Genomic DNA, 11,177 nt, shown 5'->3' with positions numbered 1-11,177 from the left:
ATGCCGGATCACCCGTTCCCGAGCCACCACCGAATCCAGCAGCACGTTCCCGTGCAACACCACCCCCGCAACACCACCAGCATCATCAGCACCATCAGCGGCATCATCGGCGCCGGACCCGGCTGCGCCAGGGTTATCGGCCTCAGCACTCACCCGATTAGCGTTGCGGGTCGCAGCGCGCGGCCTATCGACGTCGGCGTCCCCCGACTCGGCACGGCGGGCGCCGGTGCCGGCACTGGCGGATGGAGCGCTCTCGGCACTGCGCGTGGCAGCGTGCGGGCTATCGACGTCGGCGTTCCTCGGATCAGCACAGCGGGCGCCAGCGCCGGCACTGGCGGATGGAGCGGCGTCCGCGTGGGCCGTATCGACATCGCCCGCGGCGGCGCTGGCACGACCAGATAGAGCGTTGCGAGCGGTGCCAGCGGACGGCGGCGTGGGCACTGCGTGCGACCCACCCCGCGCGGTCAGCAAAGCCGCCGTCGGCGGGCGGGATTCCAGATGCGCAACCAGGCCAGACCCCGGCTCCAGCACCCCCAACGCCGTACGCCACCGCTGGAACACCGCCTGCGAAACCCGCGCAGCACCAACCTGAACCGGCTTCCGATCGAGCATCAACATCACCCCCTTGTGACACACCCAGACTACCTCTTATAGTACGCATGTTCGATCCGCCAATCAGATGAATTCGCCAGTCTCCGGCTTGTCGCAGCGACATCAGGGTGCCTCGAGTTCGGCGGCAACTCGGCAACCCGGCAACTTCACCGGGCGGATTCTCGGCGCGGAGGCCGACCACATGCGGCGTCGGCTCGGGCGTTGGGGTCGCGGCGGCTCAGCGAGAGTCCGCACGGAATTGCCGGAATCTGGCGCGCTGTCGGCAGCGCCGGTGCGACGGCAACGGGACCAGCGCGCCGATGCCGCGGCTGCTGCGCGATGGCCGGCCGGCGAACTCACCCGCACGAGACGCGCCGCCGGAGCGCCCCGCCGCTGTCGGGGTTGGTGAGCGATCAGCCACGTCAGCCTCACTGCCTCTTCGCACCGCCGCAATCGCCGGCGCCGCCCCACTGGCCTGCGCCGCCGCGCTCTTCCTCCGCACCAAAATCTGTCGCCCGGCCGCGCCGCTCATGCAAGGCTGGCGCCGTGCCTTCACCCGCTGTGCCGTCACCCGCCGAACCCTCACCCGCCGCCGAACTCACCGAGCGCGCACCCAGCGCCGAGCCTCTGCCGTCCGCTGAGCCCCTACCAGCCGCTGAGCCCGCAGCAACTTCGGCTCTTCCCCCCAACGAAGCCCGGGTGCTTGCAGCCGCACAAGCGCAGGCCACCGCGCTGACCGGGAATCCGCTGCACACCGTCGCTGCCGCCGCGATGGACACCACCGGACGCATCTACACCGCCGTCAACGACTATCACTTCTCCGGCGGCCCCTGCGCCGAGCTGGTCGTCCTGGCTGTTGCGGCCGCCGCACAAGCCGGCCCGCTCACCACCATGGTGGCCGTCGGCGACCGCGGGCGCTCGGTGCTGTCGCCCTGCGGCAGATGCCGACAGGTCATCATCGATCAGCACATCGATTGCACCATCATTGTTCCCACCGACGCCGGCACCCAGCTGCTGAACGTCCGCAAGCTCCTCCCGCACGCTTACATCGCGCCCGACGGCCCCGTCCAGCGCATCATCCGATTCGCCGCGACGTACTACGACGCGGTGCGCACCGGCCGCAAGACCGCGACCACCCGACTGTGCGATCCGGCCGCACCGTACGAGCTCGGCCCAGCCTGGCTGGTCTTCGAGTTCGACGACGGTTACCGGCGCCTACCAGCAGTCGTCGAAGCCGTTGCGCCCAAACGCTTCTCGGACATCACCCACGCCGATGCGCAGCTTGAGGGCGGGCAGGTCGCCGACGATCTGAAGCAGCTGCTCAGGGGTCACTATTCGGGCATCGGCAACGACGATGCGGTCGACATGGTGCGCTTCCGCGTCGAGCCCAGCACCGATCCCGCGGCGGATCGGGTCGCCGCCCCGAACTGACCGCCCGTACCCTTACGGCATGACCGATCCGTCCCAGCTACGGGTATCGAACACCGACCGGGAAGCCGTCGCCGCCCTGCTCAGCACCGCCGCGGGCGAGGGCCGGCTGACGATGGACGAGGTCGACGAGCGGATGCAGCAGGCGTTCGCCGCCCGCACCTTCGCCGATCTGGACGTGCTGGTCGCCGATCTTCCGGTGACGCCGCCCTCGCAGAGCATCGGCCCCGGATTCGGCGCGGTCAGCCCGGCGGGGCCCGGCGGTGTTGTCGGCGCGATGGCGCCGGGACGGGTGCCGGCACGCCCGGAGCAACGCGGCATGGAGCCGGGCCGGCCGCTGCTGATCGACGCCGGTTGGTCGAGTCAAAAGCGTGACGGTGAATGGGATATCCCGCCGTTCCTCGCGCTGGACGGTGGTGTCGGCTCCATCAAGCTGAACTGCCTGCGGGCGCGGCCGCTGGCCGACACCATCGCCGTCAGCGTCAAGAGCAGCGTCGGCAGTGTGCTGATCATCGCGCCGCACGGCTGGGGCTCCATCGACGACGATCTCTCCCGCGGGATGGGCTCGTACAAGTCAGATCTGCCGCAGCACCCGCAGCTAGGATTCCCGCTGCTGGTGTTCTCCGGCTCCACCGGGATGGGCTCGGTGCGAGTCCGTTTCCCGCGCGGCGGTGAGCTGCGCAAGGCCGGGCTGGCCTGATCCCGCGCCTGCCCCAGGCGGCGGCACCGATGCCGTTTCAGGCCGTGCCGATGCTGCCCTCGGCCGGCACCGAAACCGCCGCAGGACCTTCCGGTGCTGCCGCGGCCCGCTCCGATCCGGTCGCCGCTGCGGGGTCCGCCGCCGGCTCCGATTCTGTCGCTGCCGGACGGAAACTGGCGACGCACTCCACGTGATGCGTCTGCGGGAAGCAGTCGAACGCCTTCAGGTCGGTGAGACGGAAACCGTTGTCCAGCAAAGTCTTCGTGTCGCGGGCCAGCGCCGCCGGGTCGCAGGCGACATAAACGATCAGCCGCGGCCGCAGTGCGGCAAGCGCCGTACACACCTGCTGCCCGGCGCCGCTGCGCGGCGGATCGAGCACCACCACCGCTGGGTCCCCCGCTCCCCCGTCCGACCCGTGCTGCCGCACGGTATCCGATTGGTGCTGGCGCACGGTATCCGATTGGTGCTCGCGCACGGTATCCGATTGGTGCTGGCGCACGGTATCCGACTCGTGCTGGCGCACAAAGGTTTCCACGCTGCTGGTCTCGCAGCGCACCTGCGGCAGGTCGGCCAGGTTCTCCACCGCCAACGCCGACGCGGTGCGATCGCCTTCCACGCTCACCACGGTGCCGGTGCGGCCCACCGCCGCGGCGAGCGCCGGCGCGAAAACCCCGACACCGCCGTACAGATCCCAACCGGTACCGCCGGATACCCGGGCGGTGTCGAGCGCGGCCGTCACCGCCGCCGTCAAGGTGCCCGCGGCATCGGGGTGCACCTGCCAGAAACCGTCGGCGGCGACCCGGAACTCCCGCCCGGCAACGGTTTCGGTCACCACCAGCCCGTCCAACTCGGCCGGGCCGCCGGACAGCACCATTCCGCCGGGACGAGCCACCAGCGTCAGCTCCGGCAATTCCTCGCGACGACGGCCACGTCCGCGGGCCGCCCCGCCGCCCCTACCGCGTCGCTCAACCCGTCCGCGCCGCTCGCCCGGCGCCTGCCGCACGCCAGCTGCGTCCCGCGCGTGCCGCTCCCCCCGCTCGCCGCGCCGCTCGCCCGGCGCCTGCCGCACGCCAGCTGCGTCCCGCGCGTGCCGCTCCCCCCGCTCGCCGCGCCGCTCAGCCCGTCCGCGCCGCTCGCCCCGCTCCGGAACCTGCTGTTGATCTGCCGCCAGCAACTCGGCCGCTCGCTGCGGCGCCACCGGCGAGATCGGCGGCGCGGCAATCAGACACGGCTGATCGACATCGATCGGCACCGGCGCGTGACTGCGGATGTGCCGCGGGCCCACCGTGCCGTCGAGGTCCACCGCCCAGCGCGCCCTGGTCCGCCAGCCCAGCCCGGGCCGCACCGACCCGTCGGCAGGCGGCGGCGCGCCGGGATCCGGCCGCGCACCGTCACCCGACAGCGGCGCGTCAGCGTCCGGCCGCGCACCGTCACCCGGCAGCGGCGCGTCAACGTCCGGCAGCGCGCCGGCATCCGGCAGCACACCGTCACCCGGCAGCGGCTGCACCACCACGGGCACGTCGATGCCGGCCAACCGTTGCAATTGTTCGTGCACCACAGCGGCTTTCAACTCGCGCTGGGTCGGCAGGCTGGCGAACTGGAAATCACAACCGCCGCACTTGCCGGGACCGAAGTGCGCGCACGGCGGCTGCACCCGACCCGGCGCGGCCCGCAGGATGCGCACCGCGTCACCGCGCAGGAACGTCCCGCGGGAGACGTCCGTCAGCCGCACCACCGCTCGCTCGCCGGGCAGCGCATACCGCACGAACACCACCAAAGTCGAGCCACCGCCGGCACTTTCGCCGTCCGGCAACGGGACCCGCGCGACGCAGTGGCCGCCGTGGGCGACCGGGCCGATGTCCAGCTCCAGCTCGTCGCCCACCCGCCAGCCGCCATCGGCATCCGGCCCCCGCTCACCAGTCCGCCCACCACCCCCACCACTGCGCCCGCTACCACTGCGCCCGCTACCACTGCGCCCGCTACCATTGTGGCCACCGGCGCGCCGGTCTCTGGACCGATCAGCCACGGAGGTTGTCGTCCCTGCCGGTCTGCTGCAGCGGAACATCGACCGGGATGTCGCGCAGCCGCCGCTGGGTGGCCTCGGTCGAGGTCATCTGCCACGGCACGCTGGTCACCATCACCCCGGGGGTGAACAGCAGCCTGGTCTTGAGCCGCAGCGCAGACTGGTTGTGCAGCAACTGTTCCCACCAGTGCCCCACCACATACTCGGGAATGAACACCGTCACCAGATCCCGCGGCGAGTCTTTCCGCACCCTGCGCACGTAGTCGATGATCGGCTTGGTGATCTCCCGGTACGGCGAGTCGATCACCTTGAGCGTCACCGGGATCCGCCGGTCCTCCCACTCCCTGGCAAGGGCCGCGGTCTCGTCCGGATCGACGTCGACCACAACGGCCTCCAGGGTGTCGGCGCGGATCGCCCTGGCATAGGCCAGCGCCCGCATCGCCGGCAGGTGCAGCTTCGAGATCAGCACGATGGCATGGATCCTGCTGGGCAGCACCATGTCGTCCTCGTCGGCGGCCAGCTCGCGGGCCACCCGGTCGTAGTGCTTCCGGATGGCCTTCATCAGGATGAAAATGGCTGCCATCGCCAGGATCGCGATCCATGCGCCGCTGAGGAACTTGGTGACCAGCACGATCACCAGCACCGCGGCGGTGAAGCTCAAGCCGATGGCGTTGATCGTCTGGCTGCGGCGCATCCGCCGCCGGACGGCCGGGTCCTTCTCCACCCGCAGCAACCGGTTCCAATGCCGGATCATGCCGGCCTGGCTGCAGTTGAACGACACGAACACTCCGACGATGTACAGCTGGATCAGCCGGGTGACGTTGGCCTGGAACGCCACCACCAGGATCAACGCGACCAGGGCCAGGAACACAATGCCGTTGGAGAAGGCGAGCCGGTCGCCGCGGGTACGCAGCTGCCTTGGCAGGTAGGAGTCGCGCGCCAGGATCGAGCCGAGCACCGGGAACCCGTTGAATGCCGTGTTGCAGGCCAGGATCAGGATCAACCCGGTCGCGAACGAGACGATGTAGAACGCGATGGGGAAGCCGGAGAACACCGACTGGGCCACCTGCGCGATCAATGTCTTCTGGAAGTAGTTCTCCGGCGCGCCGATCAGCTGCGAGGGGTCTTCCACCATCCGCGCGTCGGTCACCCTGGCCAGAAAGACCATGCCGAGCATCATGATGATGGCAAGGCCGCCCATCATGGCAAGGGTGTTGGCGGCGTTGCGCGACTTGGGTTTCCGGAACGCCGGCACCCCGTTCGAGATGGCCTCGACACCGGTCAGCGCCGCCGAACCGGACGAGAACGACCGCAGCAGCAGGAACACCAGCGCCAGCCCGGACAGCGAATGCGTCACGCTGATGTCGTAGTCGGCGCTTTCCGCGCGCATCGGCGAGTCGAAGATCCAGCGGATCAGGCCGGTGAGGATCATGCCTAGCATCGACGCCACGAACAGATAGACCGGAATGGCGAACGCCAGACCGGATTCCCTTACCCCGCGCAGGTTTGCGGTCGCCACCAACACGATGATGATGATCGAGAACAGCACGGGATGGTCGCCGACAATGGGTATCGCCGAGCCGATGTTCGCCACACCTGAGGCGGTCGACACCGCCACCGTGAGGATGTAGTCGACCGACAATGCCGACGCCACCAGCAATCCGGCGTTCGGCCCGAGGTTGGTGGTGGCCACCTCGTAGTCGCCGCCGCCGGACGGGTAGGCATGCACGTTCTGCCGGTACGAGGCGACGACCACCAGCATCACCACACACACCAGGATGGCGATCCACGGCGAGTACGCGTACGCCGCCAGACCGGCGACCGATAGCGTTGCGAAGATCTCCTGCGGCGCGTAGGCCACGCTGGACATGGCGTCCGAGGCGAACACCGGCAGCGCGATCCGCTTGGGCAGCAGGGTGTGCGCGAGTTTGTCGCTACGGAACGGGCGTCCGACCAGCAGCCGTTTGGCTGCCACGGTCAATCGGGACACCTGCCACCTCCAGATTCGGGCGCCCGCGAGTCGTGCGCCGCTTCCAGCGGGGAAGCCTACGTCCGCAGGATGACGCGTGAGGCAACACCACGCGCTCCCGCGCACCGGCGACCACGCCGCCGCCGGCTTCGGCAGCTAGGGTTTGCCCGTGCACATCGTCATCATGGGCTGCGGCCGGGTTGGCTCGGCGCTGGCCCTGGCGCTGAACCGGGCGGGACATTCGGTGGCCGTCATCGACCGCGACGAGTCCGCCTTCCGCCGCTTGGGACCGGATTTCACCGGCGAACAGATCCGTGGCGTCGGCTTCGACCGCGACACCCTCATCAAGGCGCGCATCACCGAGGCGCACGCCTTCGCCGCCGTCTCGTCCGGCGACAACTCGAACATCATTGCCGCCAGGGTGGCCCGCGAGCAGTTCGGCGTGCCCACCGTCGTCGCGCGCATCTACGACGCCAAACGCGCGCAGGTGTACGAGCGGCTCGGCATTCCAACGGTCGCGACGGTGCCGTGGACCACCGATCGGCTGCTCCGCGCGATCCTGCCGGAGGGGCTGATCAGTGAATGGCGCGACCCGTCCGGAACCGGCACCATCGTCAACGTGCCGTACAACCCGGTATGGGTGGGCCGGCCGGTGGCCGAACTGGAGGAACAGGTGCAGGTGCGGGTGGCCTTCATCGTGCGGTTCGGGGCGAGCGTGCTGCCGACCCCGGAATCGGTGATCCAGGAGGGCGACGTGATCTACGCCGCCGCGCTGTCCCAGCACGTCAAGGCCGTCCCCGAGCTGGCCGGCCGGTCTCCGGAGGACGAGTCCTGATGCGCATCGCGATTGCCGGTGCCGGTTCCGTCGGGCGATCCATCGCCGGCGAGCTGGTGGAGAACGGCCACCAGGTGATGCTGATCGACCGCGACGCCGAGGCCATCAAGCCCGAGCGCATCGAACAGGCGCAGTGGGTGCTGGCCGATGCCTGCGAGCTGTCGTCGTTGGAGGACGCCGGCATGCAGACCTGTGACGTGGTGATCGCCTGTACCGGCGACGACAAGGTCAACCTGGTGGTGTCGCTGCTGGCCAAGACCGAGTTCGCGGTGGCCAGGGTGGTGGCGCGGGTCAACGATCCGCGCAACGAGTGGCTGTTCACCGACGCCTGGGGCGTCGACGTTGCGGTGTCCACCCCGCGCATCATGGCCGCGCTGGTCGAGGAGGCCGTCAGCGTCGGCGACCTGGTGCGGCTGTTCACATTGCGGCAGGGCGAGGCGAACCTGGTCGAGGTGACGCTGCCGCCGCAGACCGCGATGGCCGGCCGCCCGGTGCGCGACCTGCGGCTGCCGCGGGACGCGGCGCTGGTCACCATCCTGCGGTCGGGGCGGGTGATCGTGCCGTCGCCGGACGAGCCGGTGGAGTCGGGTGACGAACTGCTGTTCGTCGCCTCACCTGCGGTGGAGGACGAGGTGCGCAGGGCGCTCACCTGACCCCGGCGCGAGCCCGGCGCGGGTTCCTGCCGGTTCAGCCGCCTGGCTCGGATTCGCCCGTCCGGGGCTGCTGCATCCAGCGCTCGGCCTCCTTGGCCTTCTTGGCCTCGGCCTTGCGTTCCTGCGCCTGTTGAGCCGCCTCCATGCGCTGCCGGAAGGTGAGCGGCTTGACCTTCGGCTCGGTCTTCTGCTTTTCCCTGAACTGCCGGTACTGGGCCATCGGCGACAGTCCCGACCCCGAGTTGACGATCAGCACGGTGCCGATGATCACCAGGATGAACAGCGGATACCCCATCGCGATCCGGGCGAAGGCCAGCCAGCCGACCTGGTCGGAGTCGTAGAGCCAGCGCTGCACCACGAACCGGGCGGCGCACAGCAGCACCCACAGCAGCGTCGCGAGGTCGTACTTGCGAACCAGCGCCCGGTTCCGCCGCCAGGCGGTGCCGCGCCCGTTCAGGCCCTCCCAGATCACGCCGATCAGCGGCCAGCGCACCACGATCGACGCCAGCAGCACCCCGCCGTAGACAGCGAACGACCAGATGCCCAGCAGGAAGTAGCCCTTGGCCCCGCCGGTGCGCTGCGCGATGAACGCCGCGATCGCGACGCCGAACAGGCCGCCGATCGCCTGCCCGAACGGCTCTTTGCGGGCCAGCCGGAACCCGGTGACCACCAGCGCGGTGGCCACCGCCGCAGCGATCGCCCAGCCGAGGCCAGCCGCGCTGTTGACGATGACGAACACGACCACCGGCAGCGCCGAGTCGATCATGCCGGTCAGCCCGCCCATCTGCTGCCAGGTGGTCGGTACCGGCGGGGTGTCGGCCGCCGGTCGGTCCTGGCCGTCCGGCCCGTCCGGCCGGTCTGGTGCTGTCGGGTTGGTCATCTGATCAGCTGGCCGGCAGCAGTTCGTACTCGGGGTTGTACATCACCTTGTTGCCGCCGCGGACGGCGATGCGCCCGCGCACCTTGATGGTGCGGCCCGGTTCGATGCCGCGGATGGACCGCCGGCCCAGCCAGATCAGTTGCACAGCGTCGGTGCCGTCGTACAGCTCGGCGATCAACTCGGCGAGGTCTTCAGCCGGCCGCAGATCGACACAGCGCAACCGACCGAGCAACGCCACCTTCTCGCCGCGCCGGCAGGCGCCGGCCGGGCACGCCTCGGCGTTGGCGGCGACCTCGGAGCTGAGGTCTTCGGCCTCCACCTCGTCGGCGTCGGTGGTGAGTTTGCGGAGCCACGCTCCGACTTTGGTCACGGTTTCTCCCCGATCCAGTGGTGCCTGCCCGGCGGCAGGCGGCCAGGTCTGCGCCATCTACGGTACGACGTTGCACAGGCTGTTCGTCCGGCTGTCAGCAAGCCTGTCTCAGGCCGGTCGCCCGGCTGTACGTCATGCCGGGCGTCAGCATGCTGGACGTCAGGCGCAGTCGACGCAGATCAGCCGACCGCCGGACTCGGACGCCAACCGACTGCGGTGCTGCACCAGGAAGCAGACGCTGCAGGTGAACTCGTCGGCCTGCTTGGGCACCACCTTGACGGTGAGTTCCTCACCGGAAAGGTCGGCGCCGGGCAGCTCGAATGACTCGGCGGTGTCGCCCTCGTCGACGTCGACCACCGCGGACTGCGCCTCGTTGCGACGGGCCTTCAGTTCCTCCAGCGAATCCTCGCTGACATCGTCGTTCTCGTTACGGCGCGGGGCGTCGTAATCAGTTGCCATGCGTTATCCCTACCTTCGTTACGTGCCGTTGGTGCCTGCTCGGTGGGCCCCGGCCGGTGCCGATCCGACCGGTGTACACCCCCCTTGCGGGTGTGCCAACGCTGGGGAGGTCGAATTTGTGCCCGACCCCGCCGGCGAACGTGTCCGGTCGCTCCCGGTGCTCGTCGTTGAGCCGATTCAGCCGGCTGGACGGACCGGTTCGGGCTTGGGTTCAAGCCGGGTGCCAGCTGGATTTGTGCTGGTGGTGCCCGAGTTCCGGGCCTCGCGCCACCCGGGTGGATGTCCCCGCCGCTGTGCCGGGTGGCGCGCAGACGATAGCCCATTGCCCCGGCGCGCGCTGCACCGCCCCTCCGACACGCGGCGGCCCGGCGGCCCGGCGGCGCTGCGACCGGTGGAACGGCCGCGACCCTTACCCTGGCAGCGTGAGTTCAGACGCCTCGGGAACGGCCGCCGCCGGCGCGGCACCGCCGAAGTATCGCCGACGCCGGCGCCTGCCGATCATCATCGTCGTGACGATCCTGCTGGCCGCCACCGGCGTGATCTGGTTCCAGGCGCTGCGACCCGCCGAGGCGCAGGCGGCCGGCTGCAACCGTCCCGGCCCCGCGCCGACCACAGCCCAGACCACCACCAGGCAGAGCACCACGAGGACGAGCGGTCAGCGCTCCTCCGGTTCCCCGGCCGCCAGCACCACCAGCAGCTCGGTGCTCGGACCGACGACGCTCGGCAGCTTCACCGACAAGAACACCCTGGCCTACACCCGGCCGGGCAGCCCGAGCCAGATCCCGGTGCAGGTGCTCAACGCCTCGTCCCAGCGCGGCATGGCAACGCAGGTCACCCAGCAGCTGCGGCAGGCCGGGTTCGACGGGGTGCGCGAGGCCGCCAACGACCCGGTCTATCCGGCCCTCGACCTGTCCTGCATCGGCGAAATCCGTTACGGCGACGCGGGTGCGGCCGGCGCCAGGACCCTGCTGCTGTTGATGCCCTGCGCGCAGCTGGTGGTGGACCAGCGGGTGGACGAGTCGGTGGACTTCGTCATCGGCGACAAGTACGAGTTCGCCGACCTGCCCAAGGACGTCACCGACCAGCTGGCCCAGATCGCGCGGTTCTGGACCCCACCGGCCGTCATCGAAGGACAAACCCAACAGGTCACCACCAACGCGCCGGTGCCGCCGCTGCCGACCGCGGCCTGCCCGGCCTGACCGCCCATCCGGCACTAGAGTTTCACCACCGTTCGCACCCGCTGCCGCGCTGCCGATCAGTCCGACTCAT

10 protein-coding genes are annotated in these 11,177 nt (G+C 70.0%); 5 read left to right on the top strand and 5 right to left on the bottom strand.

All coding sequences use genetic code 11. From position 1 onward, the window contains the following. Positions 1–1,290 precede the first annotated feature (1,290 nt). Positions 1,291–2,022, top strand: a complete 732-nt coding sequence (locus tag HKD39_RS18120) for an ASCH domain-containing protein (protein WP_212754738.1) — start codon at positions 1,291–1,293, stop codon at positions 2,020–2,022. 19 nt (positions 2,023–2,041) lie between these two features. Beyond that, on the top strand, positions 2,042–2,719 hold the full coding sequence (locus tag HKD39_RS18115; protein WP_171201277.1) for a DUF1707 SHOCT-like domain-containing protein: 678 nt from the start codon (positions 2,042–2,044) through the stop codon (positions 2,717–2,719). Between the two features lie 37 nt (positions 2,720–2,756). Here the strand turns inward: HKD39_RS18115 and HKD39_RS20710 are convergent, their stop codons facing one another. Continuing rightward, positions 2,757–4,601, bottom strand: coding sequence for a class I SAM-dependent RNA methyltransferase (locus tag HKD39_RS20710; protein WP_212754737.1), 1,845 nt, complete (start codon positions 4,599–4,601; stop codon positions 2,757–2,759). 136 nt (positions 4,602–4,737) lie between these two features. Beyond that, complete coding sequence (locus tag HKD39_RS18105; RefSeq protein ID WP_171201276.1) at positions 4,738–6,732, bottom strand: amino acid permease; 1,995 nt, start codon at positions 6,730–6,732, stop codon at positions 4,738–4,740. Between the two features lie 148 nt (positions 6,733–6,880). On the opposite strand from HKD39_RS18105, the gene HKD39_RS18100 reads away from it, so the two are divergent. Beyond that, positions 6,881–7,546 carry an NAD-binding protein gene (locus HKD39_RS18100; RefSeq protein ID WP_171201275.1) on the top strand — a complete coding sequence of 222 codons (666 nt, stop codon included), beginning with the start codon at positions 6,881–6,883 and terminating at the stop codon, positions 7,544–7,546. Further along, positions 7,546–8,199, top strand: a complete 654-nt coding sequence (locus HKD39_RS18095) for a potassium channel family protein (protein ID WP_171201274.1) — start codon at positions 7,546–7,548, stop codon at positions 8,197–8,199. Before HKD39_RS18100 ends, HKD39_RS18095 begins: the two co-directional genes overlap by 1 nt. A 34-nt stretch (positions 8,200–8,233) precedes the next feature. Here HKD39_RS18095 and HKD39_RS18090 read toward each other — a convergent pair whose 3' ends face one another. The 3 genes from HKD39_RS18090 to HKD39_RS18080 all read right to left on the bottom strand — a co-directional run bounded on the left by HKD39_RS18090 (position 8,234) and on the right by HKD39_RS18080 (position 9,908). After that, positions 8,234–9,079 carry a DUF3159 domain-containing protein gene (locus HKD39_RS18090; RefSeq protein WP_246233159.1) on the bottom strand — a complete coding sequence of 282 codons (846 nt, stop codon included), beginning with the start codon at positions 9,077–9,079 and terminating at the stop codon, positions 8,234–8,236. Between the two features lie 4 nt (positions 9,080–9,083). Then, positions 9,084–9,449, bottom strand: a complete 366-nt coding sequence (locus HKD39_RS18085; RefSeq protein ID WP_171201273.1) for an OB-fold nucleic acid binding domain-containing protein — start codon at positions 9,447–9,449, stop codon at positions 9,084–9,086. 159 nt (positions 9,450–9,608) lie between these two features. Continuing rightward, positions 9,609–9,908, bottom strand: a complete 300-nt coding sequence (locus HKD39_RS18080) for a DUF4193 domain-containing protein (protein WP_171201272.1) — start codon at positions 9,906–9,908, stop codon at positions 9,609–9,611. 422 nt (positions 9,909–10,330) lie between these two features. Here HKD39_RS18080 and cei point away from each other — a divergent pair, with 422 nt between their 5' ends. After that, the gene (gene cei / locus HKD39_RS18075) at positions 10,331–11,107 is read left to right on the top strand and encodes an envelope integrity protein Cei (protein WP_171201271.1); all 777 of its coding nucleotides are present in this window, start codon (positions 10,331–10,333) and stop codon (positions 11,105–11,107) included. The last annotated feature ends 70 nt before the right edge of the window (positions 11,108–11,177 follow it).

The organism is Nakamurella aerolata (assembly GCF_013002705.1).
GTDB lineage: Bacteria > Actinomycetota > Actinomycetes > Mycobacteriales > Nakamurellaceae > Nakamurella > Nakamurella aerolata.
The sequence above is the reverse complement of the archived record's forward strand: the minus strand, read 5'-3'. Positions and strand labels throughout refer to the sequence as shown.